Here is an 18,740-nt window from a genome sequence, read left to right on the forward strand (position 1 = left end):
CCCCCGGTTCAATCGAGCCGGGGGTTTTTTATTATCTCAGGCTAGCGTTCCTGCCTTACCAGCAGCGTGGTGAGGGTGAACGACAATACGATGGCGATTGCCACGCCCGACAGCGCAAAGATAAAGTAGGGGCCGATGTAAGCCGGCAGGCTAAAAATGCTCGACAGAATGTAGCCATACAGCCGTACGCCGAAGAAAGCGATAAAGGCCGAGGCCAGCGAGCTGGCAACGGTGGCCGCGACGAACGCTTTTTTATAGCGCGTTAAGACGCCAAACAGCGCGGGCTCGGTGATCCCAAGCAGCGCGGAAATTGCCGCAGACAGCGTAACCGTGCGCTGCTGGCGGTCTTTACTCACGCGCCAGATAGCAAAGGTCGCGCCCGCTATCGACATGTTGGCCATAAACATCATCGGCATCAGCATGTCGTAACCGCGATCGCTGAAGTTTTGCAGGGCAATGGGCGTCATGGCGTGATGCATCCCGGTGAGGATCGCGACCGGACGGATTGCCCCCACCACCAGTCCGGCAAAACTCGCGGAGATGCCGAACAGACCTTCAATAAACCACGCCAGCGCTTTGCCAAGCCAAATGCCAACCGGACCAATAATCACCAGCGCCGCCAGGGCACCGATAAACAGCGCCAGCGTCGGCGTGAAAACGGTTTTCAGCACCTCGGGCATAATGCGATCGACCCAGGAGTGGATATATTTCAGCGCCAGCACGGAAAAAATAACCGGGATTACGCTGGAGGCGTAGTTGAATACGGGGATCGGGACAGCGTTTAGCAGCCACAGCGCGGAAGCCGCTCCATCGTGATGGGCCGCCAGCGCCTTCGCGGCGTCAATCAGAGTCGGGTACATCAGGCAGGCGGCAACGGCGACGGCCAGATACTCGTTGGTCTTAAAAATCTTTGCCGCCGAGACGGCAAGGAAAAAGGGCAGGAAATAGAATACGCCGCTGGCGATAAGGTCGATGATCATCACGGTATCGCTATTTTGCGGTACCGCTTTCAGCGCGATCAGTCCGGCCAGCAGGCCTTTTATCATCCCGGCTCCGGCAATGGCCGGCACGATTGGGCCAAAAACGCCCGACACGGTATCCATAAACAGCGATACCAGCCCCTTGCGCTGGTGGGGTTTTTCCGCAGCCTCGCCGCCGACGGGACCTAATGCCGCGAGCAGGCGTTCATACCAGCTATTGACCTTCGGCCCGATGATGATTTGAAACTGATCGCTCTGCAGCTGCGCGCCGAGCACGCCGGGTAGTTTCTTAATCTCTTCTTTTTCTACTTTGTTATCATCAACTAAATCAAAGCGTAATCGGGTCATACAGTGCCAGACGTTATTAATATTTTCTTTTCCGCCAATCAGAAAAATAATTCTGCTGATTGCATCTTGCGTCTCCATACCGGCTCCTGGATTAAGGTGTGGTGCTGTTTGCGTCGTGAAATGGTAAATAAGCCAAACTATAAAAACAAACCAATAAAATATGATTTCAGTCACAAATTACCGTGATTAAGGTAATTTAGAGCGGTTTATGTCTAAATTGGTCCGTTTTTTAATGAAATTAAATCCGTTTTTCAGACCAAAATTTTATTAAATAAAAAGGTTTACCTTGTCTAATAAATAGGGCGAAGATAATTGGCATCATCTTTTATTTTTGCCGCAGGGAGCCTTGCCGTGAACGCTACGCTAATTACTGATATTGAGTGTTTTATCACCCGCCCCGATCGTCATAACCTGGTCACGGTACGCGTTACCACCGACAAAGGCACCGTGGGCCACGGCTGCGCGACTTTCCAGCAGCGTCCGCTGGCGGTCAAAACGATGGTTGATGAATACCTTAAGCCGCTGCTGCTTGGCCGTGATGCCAACAATATCGAAGACCTCTGGCAGATGATGAACGTCAACGCCTACTGGCGAAACGGGCCGGTAATGAATAACGCGATCGCCGGCGTTGATATGGCGCTATGGGATATCAAAGCCCAGCTGGCGGGAATGCCGCTGTATCAGCTCTTTGGTGGCAAATCGCGTGACGCTATCCCGGCTTACACCCACGCCAGCGGCGAGACGCCGGAAGCGCTGTTTATCGCCGTTGAGCGTCTGCTGGAGGAGGGCTATCGCCACATCCGCTGCCAGCTCGGTTTTTACGGCGGCACTGCGCAGGCGATGCACACGCCGGAGAACCCGACGCCGGGCGCCTATTACGACCAGGATGAGTACATCAGGAATACGGTAGAGATGTTCCGGCTGCTGCGAGCGCGCTACGGACACCGTTTTCATATCCTCCATGACGTCCACGAACGGCTCTTCCCGCAGCAGGCGCTGCAGCTGGCGAAGCAGCTCGAGCCCTACCAGCCGTGGTTTATTGAGGATATTTTAGCGCCGCAGCAGAGCGCATGGCTGGCGCAGATCCGTCAGCAAAGCGCAATTCCGCTCGCGATGGGGGAGCTGTTTAATAATCCGGCTGAATGGCATGACCTGATTGTTAACAGGCAGATCGATTTTATCCGCTGCCATATTTCCCAGATAGGCGGGATTACGCCGGCCCTGAAGCTGGCGGTTCTCTGTCAGGCCTTCGGCGTGCGCGTGGCGTGGCACGGGCCAGGCGATATGACGCCGATTGGGGTTGCGGTCAATACCCACCTGAATATCCACCTCAGCAATGCCGCAATCCAGGAGTTTATACCGCGTTCTGACGCGACCGATGCGGTATTCCCCGGCGCGCCGGTTGTCAAAAACGGATTTATCTATCCCCCTACGGCGGCGGGGATTGGCGTCGGTTTTAATCAGCAGCTGGCGCAGGCATATCCGGTGGTCTATCGTCCGCACGAATGGACGCAGAGCCGCCTGCCTGACGGCACGATCCATACGCCATAGCTAGTCCGAGGGGGCCTGGCGGAAGGTTAAGTTGTCGCGGTTATGCGGAATAACGTAGGTACAGGAGTAGTTGATATCGATGATATCGCTGATTTCATACACCTGCCCGCCGTCGAGGATCCCCCGATTGTTAATATGCATGGCCGGGATACCCTTTTTACAACCCAGCAGGGCGGCCTGCTCCCGGCTGACGCTCACCGCCTGATAGGTGGTGAGTAAATGCGAAATTTGATAGCCCTTGGCCAGCACATACTGCTGCAGGGATTTCTCGATAACCTCCCGGCTAAGATCGGCAAAGGCGGCGGCCGGCATACGCGAAATCTCAATCTGCAGCGCCACGTTATCGACGAAGCGCAGGCGGCAAAATTGCCAGATAAAATCCTCATCCGTAATGCCAAAAATCTGCTGCTCCTCGCGGTCGGGGCGCTTTTTATGCAGGCTGATTGTCCGATAGCGCATCCGATCGAAGCGCTTTTCGGTGATGGAGTTATAGACCAGCGGATTGTTGCTCATCCGCTCGTTTATCCAGATCCCCGAGCCCTGCACGATGCGTATGACGCCGATGTCGGCGAGTTTTTCCAGCGCCTGGCGGATAGTAAACCGCGAGACGCCATACTCCTCCGCCAGCCGGCGTTCAGGCGGGAGCTTGCGGGGGCCGGGGTCATTGTGCTGGTAGATTTTGCTGAGCAGATCCTGGGTGACGAAATCTTTTTTTTTCATAATGATGAATTCCTGACTCACCGGCTCAAGGGAGCGCGCCCGATACCACTCCCCGCGGCGCTGTCACCGCGGGCGTAAATGCAGAAACGCCGGGATATCCCGGCGCTCTTTTTACTTCTTAGCTCGACTGCTGCGGCGTATCGCTGCCGCTCGGCTTACGACGCTTGCCGACATTTTTAGCATCGCGGTGACGTTTCTTCACGCGCGGCTTTTCTTGTTCCTCTTTTTTCTTCTCTGCGCGCTTGGCCAGCACCTTCTTCGACGGCTTGCCGGTTTGCTTCTCGCTCGGCGCGCGGGTTGAAGGGCGCAGTCCGTCGATAACGCGCGCCTTCAGCGGCTCGTCGATGTAGCGACCGATTTTGCCCAGCAGCAGGTGGTCATGTGCCTCAACCAGAGAAATCGCCACGCCTTTCTTCCCGGCACGACCGGTACGGCCGATACGGTGCAGGTAGGTATCCGCGGTGCGCGGCATGTCGAAGTTGAAGACGTGGCTCACATCCGGGATATCGATCCCGCGCGCGGCAACGTCGGTAGCAATCAGCACGTTCATGCGGCCATCGGTCATGCGCTTAATCGCTTCGTTACGCTTGGCCTGAACCATTTCACCTTCCAGCCAGCAGGTGTTGATACCGGCTTCACGCAGCCAGGATGCCAGCTCATGAACGCGCTCGCGCTTGCGCACAAAGACGATAGAGCGGGTGGCGTCCGGCTGTTGCAGCAGGTTTATCAGCAGAGCGGTTTTATGCTTAACGTCATCGGCGCGGTAGTACCACTGATGGATTTTCTTCCGCTCGCGGGTGGAAGGGGATGCGGACACCTCCACCGGCTCTTCCAGCAGACGCTCGGCAAAATCTTTGATGGCATCGCCTTCGAGGGTCGCGGAGAACAGCATGGTCTGCTTACGCCAGCGGGTTTCGCCGGCAATATGTTCGATATCCTGCGCGAAGCCCAAATCCAGCATCCGATCCGCTTCATCGAGGATCAGCGTTTCTACGGCGCGGCAGTCGAAGTTCTCTTCTTTAATATACTGCAGCAGGCGGCCGGTGGTGGCGACCACGATATCCTGGTTTTCGCTGAACACTTCCGCGTGGTTCATGTACGCAACGCCGCCGGTGATGGTGGCGATATCGAGATGCGTGTGCGCCGCCAGCTCGCGCGCATGGTCAGCAACCTGCATCGCCAGCTCGCGGGTTGGCGTCAGGATCAGAATACGCGGAGGCCCTGACTTCTTGCGCGGGAAATCAAGCAGGTGCTGCAACGCTGGCAGCAGATACGCCGCTGTTTTACCGGTGCCGGTCGGGGCTGAACCGAGAATATCACGGCCATCGAGCGCAGGCGGAATAGCGGCGGCCTGAATGGCTGTCGGGCGTGTGAAACCTTTTTCCTGGAGGGCTTCCAGCAGGTTTTCGTCGAGTTCAAGTTCGGAAAAAGTCGTTACAGTCATTATCTACCTCTGAGTGGACCGACGATTATAGACGTTACGCGCGCAATGTTCATCTGTTTGTAAGGCTATCTGTTCTCCGGTATTGTGCATAGCCTCAAGCTCAGGAGTTTTTGCCCGCAAGGTTGTCAGGATGTCTCAGTCGAAGTTTGCGCTGCCGCGCAATGGTTTTACGTTTAAACAATTCTTTGTCGCTCACGACCGCTGCGCAATGAAAGTGGGTACCGACGGTATTCTGCTCGGCGCGTGGGCGCCGATTGCTCAGGTTAAGCACGTGCTGGATATCGGTACTGGCAGCGGCCTGTTGGCCCTGATGCTGGCTCAGCGTACCGGGGAGCAGGTGGCGCTGGATGCGGTTGAACTGGATGAAGAGGCGGCAGAACAGGCGCGGGAAAACGCCGTTGCTTCTCCATGGCCCGCCCGCATCCAGGTGCATCAAGCCGATATTCAGCAGTGGCAGCCGCCGCAAACCCGACGCTATGAGCTGATTGTCAGCAATCCGCCTTTTTTTGCCGAAGGCGTGCCCTGCGCAACATCCCAGCGCGAACAGGCGCGATATACGACCACGCTCGATCACGTGACGCTATTAAGCTGTGCCGCTGAGTGTATCACAGAGGAGGGATTTTTCTGCGTGGTGCTGCCGGTGGATATTGGCGACGCGTTTGCCCGGCGCGCGCAAACGATGGGGTGGCATCTGCGTTTACGCACCGACGTGGCGGAAACGGAAATGCGTGCGCCTCATCGGGTGCTCCTTGCCTTCTCGCCGACGGCGGGGGAGTGCTTCAGCGACAGGCTGATTATCCGTGGGCCAGAGCAGCAATACTCCGAGGGGTTTACCGCGCTGACCCAGGATTTTTATCTCTTTATGTGAGCGTCCGGCACGAGAACCGACGGCCCGCTCTCCGGCAGCAGATCCGGGTAATCCAGCGTATAGTGCAGGCCGCGGCTCTCTTTGCGCAGCATCGCGCAGCGGACAATCAGCTCGGCAACCTGCACCAGGTTACGCAGCTCCAGCAGGTTGTTGGAGACGCGGAAGCGGGCATAGTATTCGTCGAGCTCCTGCTGCAGCATGGTTATGCGCCGCAGGGCGCGCTCCAGGCGACGGGTTGTGCGTACAATCCCGACGTAGTCCCACATCAGCAGGCGCAGCTCGTGCCAGTTATGCTGGATAACGACCAGCTCATCGGGGATTTCAACCTGGCTCTCGTCCCAGGCCGGTAGGTTGGTAACCGCCTGAGCCTGCGGCATGATGCGCCGAATATCTTCGGCGGCCGACCAGCCGTAGACCAGGCATTCGAGCAGCGAGTTGGAGGCCATGCGGTTGGCGCCGTGGAGTCCGGTGTAGCTGACTTCGCCGATAGCATACAGCCCCTCGACATCGGTCCGCCCGTTATCGTCTACCATCACCCCGCCGCAGGTGTAATGCGCCGCCGGCACGATCGGCACCGGCTCTTTCGTCAGGTCGATACCGAGACCGAGCAGCTTCTCGTAGATCATCGGGAAGTGCTGACGAATAAAGGCTTCGGGCTTATGGCTGATATCCAGATACATGCAGTCAACGCCGAGACGCTTCATCTCATGATCGATGGCGCGGGCGACGACGTCGCGCGGAGCCAGCTCGCCGCGGGCGTCAAAATCGGGCATAAAGCGTAAACCGTCCGGACGCTTCAGATGGGCGCCTTCGCCGCGCAGCGCTTCGGTCAGCAGGAAATTGCGTGCCTGCGGATGGTACAGCGCGGTAGGGTGGAACTGATTGAACTCCAGGTTGGCGACGCGACAGCCCGCACGCCAGGCCATCGCAATGCCGTCGCCGGAGGAGACGTCCGGGTTGGTGGTGTATTGATACACCTTGGCCGCCCCGCCGGTTGCCAGAACAACGGCTTTTGCTCCCCAGGTCTCAACCTTTTCTTTATTACGGTTCCAGATCCACGCCCCGACGACCCGACGATCGCCGGGAAGGCCAATCTTGTCAGAAATAATCAGATCGACAGCATTGCTGCGTTCGAGCACGCGGATATTGGGGTGTGAAAGCGCCTGGCTGACCAGGGTGGTTTCCACCGCTTTACCGGTGGCATCGGCGGCGTGGAGAATGCGGCGATGGCTGTGGCCGCCTTCACGCGTCAGGTGATAGCTCTCCTCGCCGTTGGCCTGGACCTGGGTGTCGAACAGCACGCCCTGATCGATAAGCCACTGCACGCAGGGTTTGGCGTTGCTCGCCACGAAGGAGACGGCGTGACGATCGCACAGGCCCGCTCCGGCGATCAGCGTATCCTCCACGTGAGATTCGATGCTGTCCGTTTCATCAAAGACGGCGGCAATGCCGCCCTGCGCATAAAGGGTGGAGCCTTCGCTGATCGGGCCTTTGCTCAGTACGGTGACCGAACTGTGCTCCGCTAAACGCAAGGCAAGCGACAAACCGGCAGCGCCGCTGCCAATAATCAATACATCACAGGAGAACTCAGGAGTTGTATTCATGGCCTTTGTTTAATTTACTAAACACAATTGAGCCACAATAGCACCAGGTCGTGACGAATCGTACATTTTTTTTACCGTTGGTTGCAGCAACTAAACATACTGCGCTAAAGCGGCGGGGGAGAAATGAAAGAAAATATTTGCGAAGCAGATCGTTAGCTTCAGATTTTATAGTGAAATATAAACCGTGTTACGTTACCCTTCTCGCGGACCTTACGCTTTTTCCTCATCATCTTACCTGCGCTGAGTAACGGGACATATAATGAGAGATAACAAATCGTCCGCCGTTGCCAGACAAAAATCAAAGGCGTAACGGAACTTTATTGTTTTCAGGTACTCCAACGGTTGCTTGCTCATAATGCAGTGATTGGGTAGTGCTTTGAAGACTCATGGGAATTAGGTTTGGGGAGACATTACCTCGGATGAGCGAGCAGTTAACGGATCAGGTCCTCGTCGAACGGGTCCAGAAAGGAGATCAGAAAGCGTTTAACCTGCTGGTGGTGCGCTATCAGCATAAGGTCGCGAGCCTGGTCTCCCGCTACGTGCCGCAGGGCGATATCCCGGACGTTGTTCAGGAGTCGTTCGTAAAAGCATGGCGTGCGCTGGATTCTTTCCGGGGAGATAGTGCTTTTTATACCTGGTTATATCGTATCGCCGTAAACACGGCGAAGAATTATCTGGTTGCTCAGGGTCGTCGCCCGCCGTCCAGCGATGTTGATGCCAATGAGGCTGAAAACTTTGAAAGCGGCGGGGCGCTGAAAGAAATTTCGAACCCTGAGAACTTAATGTTGTCAGAAGAACTGAGACAAATAGTTTTTCGTACCATTGAATCGCTCCCGGAAGATTTACGCATGGCAATTACGTTGCGGGAGCTTGATGGCTTAAGCTATGAAGAGATAGCCGCTATCATGGATTGTCCGGTAGGGACGGTACGTTCGCGTATATTCCGGGCACGAGAAGCTATTGATAATAAAGTTCAACCGCTAATCAGGCGTTGACGATAGCGGAATACTGAAAAGGGTATCAGGCATGCAGAAAGAAAAACTTTCGGCCTTAATGGATGGTGAAACGCTGGATAACGAACTGCTTAATGAGCTGAGCGGTTCTTCTGAAATGCAAAAGACCTGGGAGAGCTACCATCTCATCCGCGATTCGCTGCGAGGCGACACCGCCGAGATGCTCCACTTTGATATCTCAGCTCGCGTGATGGCCGCCATCGAAAACGAGCCCGTTCGCCAGACGGTGCCGCTTATTCCCGAATCTCAGCCGGCACCGCACCAGTGGCGTCAGATGCCTTTCTGGCAGAAAGTGCGCCCGTGGGCCAGCTCGCTTACGCAGATGGGCGTCGCCGCGTGCGTATCTCTTGCTGTTATCGTCGGCGTCCAGCAGTATAATGGGCAAACCGAATCATCTCAGCAGCCTGAAGCACCGGTGTTTAATACCATGCCGATGATGGGTAAAGCGAGTCCGGTGAGCCTGGGCGTACCGGCAGATGCTTCCGCAGGAACCGGTCAACAGGTGCAGGTCCAGGAGCAGCGTCGTCGTATTAACGCCATGCTGCAGGACTATGAATTACAGCGTCGCCTGCATGCCGAACAGCTTCAGTTTGGTCAAGCCCAGACTCAGCAGGCCGCCGTTCAGGTACCGGGTTATCAAACTTTAGGAACGCAATCGCAGTAATGAAGCAACTTTGGTGTGCCATGTCGCTCATGGCAGGCAGCCTGTTCTTCTCTGTCAACGCCTCGGCTGATACCTCTTCCGGGGCGTTGTTGCAGCAAATGAACCTGGCTAGCCAGTCCCTCAATTATGAGCTGTCCTTTGTCAGTATCAACAAACAGGGCGTTGAGTCGCTGCGTTATCGTCACGCGCGGCTGAACAATCAACCTCTCGCTCAGCTTTTGCAGCTCGATGGTCCCCGTCGTGAGGTTGTGCTGCGCGGTAATGAAATCAGCTACTTCGAGCCAGGGCTCGATCCGTTCACCCTGAACGGTGACTACATCGTTGATTCCCTGCCTTCACTGGCCTATACCGATTTCAAACGCCTGGCGTCCTACTACGACTTCATCTCCGTGGGACGTACGCGTATTGCCGATCGCCTGTGCGAAGTGATCCGCGTGGTGGCGAGAGACGGAACGCGCTATAGCTATATCGTTTGGCTCGATGCGGAAACCCGGCTGCCGATGCGGGTTGATTTGCTCGATCGCGATGGCGAAACCCTGGAGCAGTTCCGGGTTGTGTCCTTTAGCGTTGGCGATAAGGTAAGCAGCAGCATGGAGACCCTGGCGAAGGCTAATTTGCCTCCGCAGCTGTCGGTGCCGGAAGGCGGCGATAAAGCTAACTTCAACTGGGCGCCGGCCTGGCTACCGCAGGGCGTCTCCGAGATATCCAGCAGCCAGCGCCGTCTGCCAACCTTCGACGGGCCGGTTGAATCTCGCCTCTATTCGGACGGGCTGTTTAGCTTCTCGATCAACATTAATCGCGCAACGGCGAATAGCAGCGATCAGCTGCTACGCACCGGGCGTCGTACCGTGAGTACCACGGTACGCGACAGCGCGGAGATAACCGTGGTGGGCGAACTGCCGCCGCAAACGGCTAAGCGCATTGCCGACAGCATCAAATTCAAGGCCGTACAATGATTAAAGAGTGGGCGACCGTCGTTTCCTGGCACAACGGGATGGCGCAGGTACACTGCGATGTCAAAGCGTCCTGCAGCAGCTGCGCCTCGCGCGCCGGCTGCGGTAGCCGGGTGCTGAATAAGCTGGGGCCGCAGACCAGCCACACTATCAGCGTGCCAAGCGCACAGCCGCTGAGCGCCGGGCAAAAAGTGGAGCTCGGCATCGCGGAAAGCAGCCTGTTAGGCTCCGCATTGTTAGTGTATATGGCGCCGCTGGTCGGGCTGTTTGTGATGGCATCTCTCTTCCAGGTGCTGTTCTCTAATGATTTTGCCTCCCTCTGCGGCGCGATACTTGGCGGCGTTGGCGGGTTCCTGGTCGCGCGCGGGCTCTCCCCCGGCCTGGCCGCTCGTCAGTCGTGGCAGCCGATCATCATTAGCGTGGGTTTAGCGCCCGATCTAGTGCGTATTGAAACACCCTCTTCAGAAGCAGGTCAGTGATTCCACTGGCCTTTATTTTTTATTTACCGCTCCCGTAAGATCCCGCCATTTACTCCGGCTATGCTAGCTGTAAGAGCATTTCCTGGTTTCAAGGATGTAGTGTAGAATGCGGCGTTTTCGGATTAAAAAACGTCAGGCACAGAACAGTGGCCTCATGATACGCGTAAGGCATAATTAACTCTAAATATGAAGAATATACGTAACTTTTCAATCATCGCCCACATCGACCACGGTAAGTCTACGTTGTCTGACCGTATCATCCAGATTTGCGGTGGCCTTTCCGATCGTGAAATGGAAGCCCAGGTACTGGATTCCATGGATCTTGAGCGTGAGCGCGGCATTACCATTAAGGCGCAGAGCGTCACCCTGGATTATAAGGCCACCAACGGTGAGACCTACCAGCTGAACTTTATCGACACTCCGGGACACGTCGACTTCTCCTATGAAGTTTCGCGCTCTCTGGCCGCCTGCGAAGGCGCGCTGCTGGTTGTCGATGCCGGTCAAGGGGTTGAAGCCCAGACGCTGGCTAACTGCTATACCGCGATGGAAATGGACCTGGAAGTTGTGCCGGTCCTCAACAAAATCGACCTGCCTGCGGCCGATCCGGAACGCGTAGCGGAAGAAATTGAAGATATCGTCGGTATCGACGCCACCGACGCGGTGCGCTGCTCGGCGAAGACCGGCGTAGGCGTCCCGGACGTGCTGGAACGACTGGTGCGCGACATTCCGCCGCCGGAAGGTGACCCGGACGCCCCGCTGCAGGCGCTGATCATCGACTCCTGGTTCGACAACTACCTCGGCGTCGTCTCGCTGGTGCGTATTAAAAACGGCACCATGCGCAAGGGCGACAAGATTAAGGTCATCAGTACCGGACAGGTTTATAACGCCGATCGCCTCGGTATCTTTACGCCGAAGCAGGTCGATCGTACCGAGCTGAAGTGCGGCGAAGTTGGCTGGCTGGTGTGCGCGATTAAAGACATCCTCGGCGCGCCGGTGGGCGATACCCTGACCACTTCCCGTAACCCGGCTGACAAAGCGCTGCCTGGTTTCAAAAAGGTCAAACCGCAGGTATACGCAGGCCTGTTCCCGGTTAGCTCTGACGATTACGAAAGCTTCCGCGATGCGCTGGGCAAACTGAGCCTCAACGACGCCTCTCTGTTCTATGAACCAGAAAGCTCGACGGCGCTGGGCTTTGGCTTCCGCTGCGGCTTCCTTGGCCTGCTGCACATGGAGATCATCCAGGAGCGTCTTGAGCGCGAATACGATCTGGACCTGATTACCACGGCGCCAACGGTGGTCTATGAAGTCGAGACGACCGCGAAAGAGGTTATCTACGTCGACAGCCCGTCCAAGCTGCCGCCGCTGAATAACATTTACGAGCTGCGCGAGCCTATTGCCGAGTGCCATATGCTGCTGCCGCAGGAGTTCCTCGGCAACGTCATCACCCTTTGCATCGAGAAGCGCGGCGTGCAGACCAACATGGTTTACCACGGCAAACAGGTTGCGCTGACCTATGAGATCCCGATGGCGGAAGTGGTCCTCGACTTCTTCGACCGGCTGAAGTCAACGTCTCGTGGCTACGCGTCGCTGGACTACAACTTCAAGCGCTTCCAGGCATCCAACATGGTGCGCGTCGATGTGCTGATCAACAGCGAGCGCGTTGATGCGCTGGCGCTGATTACCCACAACGATAACGCTCCGTACCGCGGCCGCGAGCTGGTAGAGAAGATGAAAGAGCTGATCCCGCGTCAGCAGTTCGATATCGCTATTCAGGCGGCAATCGGCAACCACATCATCGCCCGTGCTACCGTTAAGCAGCTGCGTAAAAACGTCCTCGCGAAATGCTATGGCGGCGACGTGAGCCGTAAGAAGAAGCTGCTGCAGAAGCAGAAAGACGGTAAGAAGCGCATGAAGCAAGTGGGCAACGTTGAGCTGCCGCAGGAAGCGTTCCTCGCCATTCTGCACGTGGGTAAAGACGGAAAATAACCATTAAGGAGTTGGCATGGCGAACATGTTTGCCCTGATCCTGGTGATCGCAACCCTGGTAACGGGGCTTTTATGGTGTCTGGATAAGTTTATCTTCGCACCGAAGCGTCGCGCAGGTCAGGCCGCAGCCCAGGAAGCGACCGCTGAAGGCCTGGATAAAACAACGCTGAAGAAGGTCGGCCCGAAACCGGGCTGGCTGGAAACCGGGGCCTCGGTATTTCCGGTGCTGGCGATCGTGCTGGTGGTGCGTTCGTTTATTTACGAACCCTTCCAGATCCCGTCAGGCTCAATGATGCCGACGCTGCTGATCGGCGATTTTATTCTGGTAGAGAAGTTTGCTTACGGGATTAAAGATCCTATCTATCAGAAAACGCTGATCGAAACCGGGCATCCGAAGCGTGGCGATATCGTGGTGTTTAAATACCCGGAAGATCCGCGCCTCGACTACATCAAGCGCGCGGTGGGTTTACCGGGTGATAAAGTCACCTACGATCCGTTGGCTAAGCAGGTCACTATCCAGCCGGGATGCAGTTCCGGACAGGCGTGCGGCAACGCGCTGCCGGTCACTTACTCTAACGTTGAGCCGAGCGATTTCGTCCAGACCTTCTCTCGCAGCAACGGCGGTGAAGCGACCAGCGGATTCTGGCAGCTGCCGAAGGGCGAGAGCAAGGCGGACGGCATCCGTCTGACCGAACGCAAAGAGACGTTGGGTGACGTTACCCACCGCATTCTGACCGTGCCGATTGCCCAGGATCAGGTGGGGATGTACTACCATCAGTCCGGTCTGCCGCTGGCGACCTGGATTGTGCCGCCGGGCCACTATTTCATGATGGGCGACAACCGCGATAATAGCGCGGATAGCCGCTACTGGGGCTTTGTGCCGGAAGCCAACCTGGTGGGTAAAGCCACGGCTATCTGGATGAGCTTCGAAAAACAGGAAGGCGAGTGGCCAACCGGCGTGCGTTTATCGCGCATCGGCAGCATCCACTAATTTCCCTGCCCGATTCACGCTGCCGCTGCAATATCGGCAGCGTGAATTATTTAATATTTAAATCCATCCAAACTAACGACATCCCCTGTCGTTGCGTATAGAATATCCCCCCGAAGTTTTGGTTGTCTCTCGTAAGAGTGACACTGCACACGAAACCGCGTTGGTTGTTTATTCTCTCAATAATTTGGGTTGCAGAAAGGCGACAAGCAAGCGCGCATGCAACGTGAAGTTGGCGAGAATGCTCAGGTCGGTTTCGTGTGCTGCATTTTTGACGCATTCATCTATTGGTAACGCATGAACCCCATCGTAATTAATCGGCTTCAACGGAAGCTGGGCTACACTTTTAATCATCAGGAGCTGTTGCAACAGGCATTAACTCACCGCAGTGCCAGCAGCAAACACAATGAGCGCCTGGAATTCTTAGGTGACTCTATTTTGAGTTTTGTGATCGCGAATGCGCTCTACCATCGTTTCCCTCGGGTTGACGAAGGCGATATGAGCCGCATGCGCGCGACGCTGGTACGAGGCAACACGCTGGCGGAAATCGCTCGCGAATTCGAGCTGGGTGAGTGCCTGCGTCTGGGGCCGGGTGAATTGAAAAGCGGTGGCTTCCGTCGTGAATCGATTCTGGCAGATACCGTCGAAGCGTTAATTGGCGGGGTCTTCCTCGACAGCGATATTCAGAATATCGAACGTCTGATCCTCTCCTGGTACCAAACTCGTCTGGACGAAATTAGCCCGGGCGATAAGCAAAAAGATCCGAAGACCCGCCTGCAGGAGTATCTGCAGGGTCGCCACCTGCCGCTGCCATCGTATTTGGTCGTTCAGGTGCGCGGGGAAGCACACGATCAGGAATTTACTATCCACTGCCAGGTTAGCGGCCTGAGTGAACCGGTGGTCGGCACGGGTTCCAGCCGTCGCAAGGCGGAGCAGGCTGCCGCCGAACAGGCGCTGAAAAAGCTGGAGCTGGAATGAGCGAAGAAAAAAGTTATTGCGGGTTTGTTGCCATCGTTGGCCGCCCGAACGTGGGTAAATCCACGCTGTTGAACAAACTGCTTGGGCAGAAGATCTCGATTACTTCTCGTAAAGCGCAGACCACCCGTCACCGCATCGTCGGCATCCATACCGAAGGGCCGTATCAGGCAATCTACGTTGATACCCCGGGCCTGCATATGGAAGAGAAGCGGGCGATCAACCGCCTGATGAACAAAGCGGCGAGCAGCTCGATTGGCGACGTTGAGCTGGTGATCTTCGTTGTTGAAGGCACCCGCTGGACCGCGGACGACGAAATGGTGCTGGGCAAGCTGCGCGACGCCAGAGCGCCGGTTATTCTTGCGGTGAACAAAGTCGATAACGTGCAGGAGAAGGCCGATCTGCTGCCGCACCTGCAGTTCCTGGCAAGCCAGATGAACTTCCTCGATATCGTGCCGATTTCCGCGGAAACCGGAACTAACGTCGATACCATCGCCGGGATCGTGCGCAAGCATCTGCCGGAAGCGATTCATCACTTCCCGGAAGATTACATTACCGATCGCTCCCAGCGCTTTATGGCTTCTGAAATCATCCGTGAGAAGCTGATGCGCTTCCTCGGGGCCGAGCTGCCGTACTCCGTAACGGTAGAGATCGAGCGTTTCCAGACCAACGAACGCGGCGGTTATGATATTAACGGCCTGATCCTGGTTGAGCGCGAAGGTCAGAAGAAGATGGTTATTGGCAACAAAGGCGCCAAAATCAAAACCATCGGTATTGAAGCGCGTAAAGACATGCAGGATATGTTCGAAGCGCCGGTTCACCTCGAACTGTGGGTGAAGGTCAAATCCGGCTGGGCCGACGACGAGCGCGCGCTGCGCAGCCTCGGTTACGTTGACGATCTCTGAGTTTGCTACTCCATGGCTTTCGAGGTGCAGGCAGGCGGCAAGACCGCGAGTCTCCGGGAGCTTACTGGCGTAAGCGACCGGGGGGACTGGACGCAGCCGGCGCGCCGGCAACCTGAAAGACGACGAGTATGATGGAAGGCTGGCAGCGCGCTTTCGTCCTGCATAGCCGCCCGTGGAGCGAAACCAGCCTGATGCTGGACGTCTTCACGGAAGAGTCGGGCCGCGTGCGCCTCGTTGCTAAAGGCGCGCGTTCCAAACGCTCCAGCCTCAAAGGCGCTCTCCAACCTTTTACCCCCTTACTGCTCCGCTTTGGCGGCCGAGGCGAAGTCAAAACGCTGCGCAGCGCCGAGGCCGTTTCGCTGGCGCTACCGCTCAGCGGGATAACGCTCTACAGCGGCCTCTACGTTAACGAGCTGCTCTCCCGGGTGCTCGAGCACGAAACCCGCTTCTCTGAACTCTTTTTCGACTACCTGCACTGCCTCCAGGCGCTCGCCGGCGCGAGCGGTACGCCGGAGCCGGCTTTACGCCGCTTCGAGCTGGCCCTGCTCGGGCATCTGGGCTACGGCGTCGATTTCCTGCACTGCGCCGGCAGCGGCGAAGCGGTCTCCGATACCATGACCTATCGCTACCGCGAAGAAAAAGGCTTTATCGCCAGCCTGGTTATTGATAACAACAGCTTTACCGGGCACCATTTGAAGGCGCTGGCTAACCGTGAATTCCCGGATAGCGATGCCTTACGTGCTGCCAAACGCTTTACCCGTATCGCCCTGAAGCCGTATCTTGGCGGCAAACCGCTAAAGAGCCGGGAGCTGTTTCGCCAGTTTATTCCCGCCAGAGCGGCGCGAGCAGATAAAACAAATAATGAACAATGAGGATTGTCATGGCTGAATTACTGTTAGGGGTCAACATTGACCATATCGCTACGCTACGTAACGCTCGCGGCACCGCATACCCGGACCCGGTACAGGCCGCGTTTATCGCCGAGCAGGCCGGCGCCGACGGTATCACCGTGCATCTGCGCGAAGACCGCCGCCATATCACCGACCGCGACGTGCGCGTCCTGCGCCAGACGCTGGATACCCGCATGAACCTCGAAATGGCGGTGACCGAAGAGATGCTGGCGATCGCCTGCGAAACCAAACCGCATTTCTGCTGCCTGGTGCCGGAAAAGCGTCAGGAAGTGACCACCGAAGGCGGCCTGGACGTGGCCGGCCAGCGCGAAAAAATGCGCGACGCCTGCCAGCGCCTTGCCGATGCCGGCATTCTGGTTTCGCTGTTCATTGATGCCGATTTTGCGCAAATTAAGGCGGCGGCGGAAGTGGGCGCGCCCTATATCGAAATTCATACCGGCTGCTACGCGGATGCCGAAAGCGACGCGCAGCAGGCCAAAGAGCTCGAGCGCATTGCCAAAGCGGCCACCTACGCCGCCAGCCTTGGCCTGAAGGTCAATGCCGGCCACGGTCTGACCTACCACAACGTCAAGGCCATCGCCCGACTGCCGGAAATGCATGAGCTGAATATTGGCCACGCGATTATCGGTCGCGCGGTGATGAGCGGCCTGAAGGAAGCGGTTGCTGAAATGAAGCGCCTGATGCAGGAAGCCCGTCCTTAATGGCTATTCTCGGGCTGGGCACGGATATCGTTGAAATTGCCCGCATTGAAGCGGTGATCGCCCGCAGCGGCGATCGCCTTGCCCGCCGCGTTTTAAGCGATAGCGAGTGGGCAATCTGGGAGCAGCACCAGCAGCCGGTGCGTTTTCTGGCCAAGCGCTTTGCGGTGAAAGAGGCGGCGGCAAAAGCGCTAGGTACCGGGATTCGTAACGGTTTGGCTTTTAACCAGTTTGAGGTTTACAACGATGAGCTGGGTAAACCGAAGCTGCGCCTGTGGGGCGAGGCGAAGAATCTGGCGGAGCGTCTGGGAGTCAGCGCGGTTCACGTCACGCTGGCCGATGAGCGCCATTACGCCTGCGCAACGGTCATTATCGAAAGCTAGATTTTATCCGCGTGGTGCATCAGCACAAACTTATCCCACAGCTGCTCTTCGTTCTCGAGGTGCGCCGGATCTTTGAGGATCGTATTGGGGATCGGGCACACTTTTTGACAGGTGGGCGTTTCGTAATGACCCACGCATTCCGTGCAGCGATCGCTGTTAATTTCATAAATGCTATCACCCATCGAAATGGCCTCGTTCGGACATTCCGGTTCGCACATATCGCAGTTGATGCATTTTTTGGTAATTAACAGCGCCATCAGGTAATTCTCAGAAACAACACAAACAGGGCGGGCATTATACGCCCATTTTCTGCTCACACCAGCTTTTTCACCAGCGCCTCGCTGTGGCGAATACGGTCCGGCGCATGCTCAAGATCCTGCTGGACCAGCGCCATAAACAGCAGGTCCGTCAGCATCATCTGCGCGCTGGTCGAGGAGATCGCCGCGCTGCGCGTCGCCTGCTCTTCGGCAATGGTGTACAGGCACTGGGAGGCCTGCTGCTGCAGCGCGTTGGGGCTGAAGCCGGTGATCGCCAGGATCCGACAGCCAACGCGCAGGGCTTCTGCCGCCGCCATGTTGATTTCCCGCCGCTCGCCGGAGTAGGAGATAGCGAGCAGCAGATCGTCTGGCGACATCGCCTGGACGGTGGCCAGCAGGGCGTGCATATCCTGCTCGGCGACGGCGTTGACGCCAATCTTCATCAGCTTCCAGCTGAAGTTGCGCGCCACCAGGCCCGAGGCGCCGATGCCGGTAATAATGACCCGACGGGCGGTGCGCAGCAGCGCAACGGCCTCCAGCAGCTTCTCTTCGCTGTTCACGTCCAGCGAGGCGTGCATCGCCGCCACGTTATCCTTAATCAGCTTTTCGCCCACCAGACGCAGCGGATCGTCGCCGAGGATCTGGTTATGCACCGGTACCGACTGCGGGTCGGGCGCGCTGGCCAGCGCTTCGCTCAGCGCCAGCTTCAGGGCCGGGAAACCTTTGAAGCCCATCTTCTGAGCGAATTTCACCACGCTCGACTGGCTGACGCCCGCTTCACCCGCCAGCTGCTGCGAGCTCAGGTGCCGGGTCTGGTCCGGCTCGGCGAGGATAAAATCAGCCAGCTTCTTATCGCTTGCCGCCAGCGACGGATAGCGCTGGCGAATGCGGATTAAACAGTTCATAGGTTTTCCTGAGGACAGCCTTCACCCTCTGCTGAAAGAATTTTGTATTCGATTATAAGAGGATTATGGCGAATTAAAAATTCTGGCGCTGAGATTTATTAATCAACG

19 protein-coding genes are annotated in these 18,740 nt (G+C 56.8%); 13 read left to right on the plus strand and 6 right to left on the minus strand.

The annotated features are described in order from the left end of the window. Positions 1-41: 41 nt before the first annotated feature. Positions 42-1,406 (minus strand): PTS transporter subunit EIIC, encoded by a 1,365-nt coding sequence (locus MMW58_RS07320; protein WP_133601145.1) that lies wholly within the window; start codon positions 1,404-1,406, stop codon positions 42-44. Positions 1,407-1,679: 273 nt separating this feature from the next. Between MMW58_RS07320 and MMW58_RS07325 the strand changes: the two genes are divergently transcribed. Then, entirely contained in the window at positions 1,680-2,879 is a 1,200-nt protein-coding gene (locus MMW58_RS07325; protein ID WP_241723012.1) for an enolase C-terminal domain-like protein, read from the plus strand. On the opposite strand, the gene MMW58_RS07330 is transcribed toward MMW58_RS07325, so the two are convergent. Next, positions 2,880-3,599, minus strand: a complete 720-nt coding sequence (locus tag MMW58_RS07330) for a GntR family transcriptional regulator (RefSeq protein WP_133601147.1) — start codon at positions 3,597-3,599, stop codon at positions 2,880-2,882. It lies immediately after the preceding gene. A gap of 118 nt (positions 3,600-3,717) precedes the next feature. Beyond that, complete coding sequence (gene srmB, locus MMW58_RS07335) at positions 3,718-5,043, minus strand: ATP-dependent RNA helicase SrmB (RefSeq protein ID WP_159237909.1); 1,326 nt, start codon at positions 5,041-5,043, stop codon at positions 3,718-3,720. Between the two features lie 130 nt (positions 5,044-5,173). Between srmB and trmN the strand changes: the two genes are divergently transcribed. Next, entirely contained in the window at positions 5,174-5,911 is a 738-nt protein-coding gene (trmN, locus tag MMW58_RS07340) for a tRNA(1)(Val) (adenine(37)-N(6))-methyltransferase TrmN (RefSeq protein WP_123551844.1), read from the plus strand. On the opposite strand, the gene nadB is transcribed toward trmN, so the two are convergent. Further along, positions 5,896-7,515 (minus strand): L-aspartate oxidase, encoded by a 1,620-nt coding sequence (gene nadB, locus MMW58_RS07345; RefSeq protein ID WP_241723013.1) that lies wholly within the window; start codon positions 7,513-7,515, stop codon positions 5,896-5,898. The two genes, trmN and nadB, sit on opposite strands and share 16 nt — an antisense overlap. A gap of 419 nt (positions 7,516-7,934) precedes the next feature. Between nadB and rpoE the strand changes: the two genes are divergently transcribed. From rpoE to acpS, 11 genes are all read left to right on the plus strand, one after another. Next, entirely contained in the window at positions 7,935-8,510 is a 576-nt protein-coding gene (gene rpoE / locus MMW58_RS07350) for an RNA polymerase sigma factor RpoE (protein ID WP_041146760.1), read from the plus strand. Between the two features lie 31 nt (positions 8,511-8,541). Next, on the plus strand, positions 8,542-9,192 hold the full coding sequence (gene rseA, locus MMW58_RS07355; RefSeq protein WP_041146759.1) for an anti-sigma-E factor RseA: 651 nt from the start codon (positions 8,542-8,544) through the stop codon (positions 9,190-9,192). After that, positions 9,192-10,148, plus strand: a complete 957-nt coding sequence (gene rseB, locus MMW58_RS07360) for a sigma-E factor regulatory protein RseB (protein WP_045856390.1) — start codon at positions 9,192-9,194, stop codon at positions 10,146-10,148. The genes rseA and rseB overlap by 1 nt, the downstream gene beginning before the upstream one ends. Next, the gene (rseC, locus tag MMW58_RS07365; RefSeq protein WP_133601151.1) at positions 10,145-10,624 is read left to right on the plus strand and encodes a SoxR-reducing system protein RseC; all 480 of its coding nucleotides are present in this window, start codon (positions 10,145-10,147) and stop codon (positions 10,622-10,624) included. The genes rseB and rseC overlap by 4 nt, the downstream gene beginning before the upstream one ends. Positions 10,625-10,810: 186 nt before the next feature. Further along, complete coding sequence (lepA, locus tag MMW58_RS07370; RefSeq protein WP_045856386.1) at positions 10,811-12,610, plus strand: translation elongation factor 4; 1,800 nt, start codon at positions 10,811-10,813, stop codon at positions 12,608-12,610. Between the two features lie 16 nt (positions 12,611-12,626). Next, positions 12,627-13,601 (plus strand): signal peptidase I, encoded by a 975-nt coding sequence (gene lepB / locus MMW58_RS07375; protein WP_159867995.1) that lies wholly within the window; start codon positions 12,627-12,629, stop codon positions 13,599-13,601. 294 nt (positions 13,602-13,895) lie between these two features. After that, on the plus strand, positions 13,896-14,576 hold the full coding sequence (gene rnc, locus MMW58_RS07380; protein WP_041146753.1) for a ribonuclease III: 681 nt from the start codon (positions 13,896-13,898) through the stop codon (positions 14,574-14,576). Continuing rightward, positions 14,573-15,478 carry a GTPase Era gene (gene era, locus MMW58_RS07385; RefSeq protein WP_095100195.1) on the plus strand — a complete coding sequence of 302 codons (906 nt, stop codon included), beginning with the start codon at positions 14,573-14,575 and terminating at the stop codon, positions 15,476-15,478. The genes rnc and era overlap by 4 nt, the downstream gene beginning before the upstream one ends. A gap of 131 nt (positions 15,479-15,609) precedes the next feature. After that, positions 15,610-16,350: a DNA repair protein RecO gene (recO, locus tag MMW58_RS07390; protein ID WP_041147718.1), complete on the plus strand. Its 741-nt coding sequence runs from the start codon at positions 15,610-15,612 to the stop codon at positions 16,348-16,350. 8 nt (positions 16,351-16,358) lie between these two features. After that, entirely contained in the window at positions 16,359-17,090 is a 732-nt protein-coding gene (gene pdxJ, locus MMW58_RS07395; RefSeq protein WP_045856382.1) for a pyridoxine 5'-phosphate synthase, read from the plus strand. After that, entirely contained in the window at positions 17,090-17,470 is a 381-nt protein-coding gene (gene acpS / locus MMW58_RS07400; protein ID WP_159237913.1) for a holo-ACP synthase, read from the plus strand. The genes pdxJ and acpS overlap by 1 nt, the downstream gene beginning before the upstream one ends. On the opposite strand, the gene MMW58_RS07405 is transcribed toward acpS, so the two are convergent. Continuing rightward, positions 17,467-17,727, minus strand: a complete 261-nt coding sequence (locus MMW58_RS07405) for a YfhL family 4Fe-4S dicluster ferredoxin (RefSeq protein WP_045856379.1) — start codon at positions 17,725-17,727, stop codon at positions 17,467-17,469. The genes acpS and MMW58_RS07405 overlap by 4 nt on opposite strands. 56 nt (positions 17,728-17,783) lie before the next feature. Next, positions 17,784-18,632: a MurR/RpiR family transcriptional regulator gene (locus MMW58_RS07410; RefSeq protein ID WP_045856377.1), complete on the minus strand. Its 849-nt coding sequence runs from the start codon at positions 18,630-18,632 to the stop codon at positions 17,784-17,786. Positions 18,633-18,740: the final 108 nt, after the last annotated feature.

The organism is Klebsiella sp. HC6 (assembly GCF_022605325.1).
Classification (GTDB): Bacteria; Pseudomonadota; Gammaproteobacteria; order Enterobacterales; family Enterobacteriaceae; genus Klebsiella; species Klebsiella terrigena.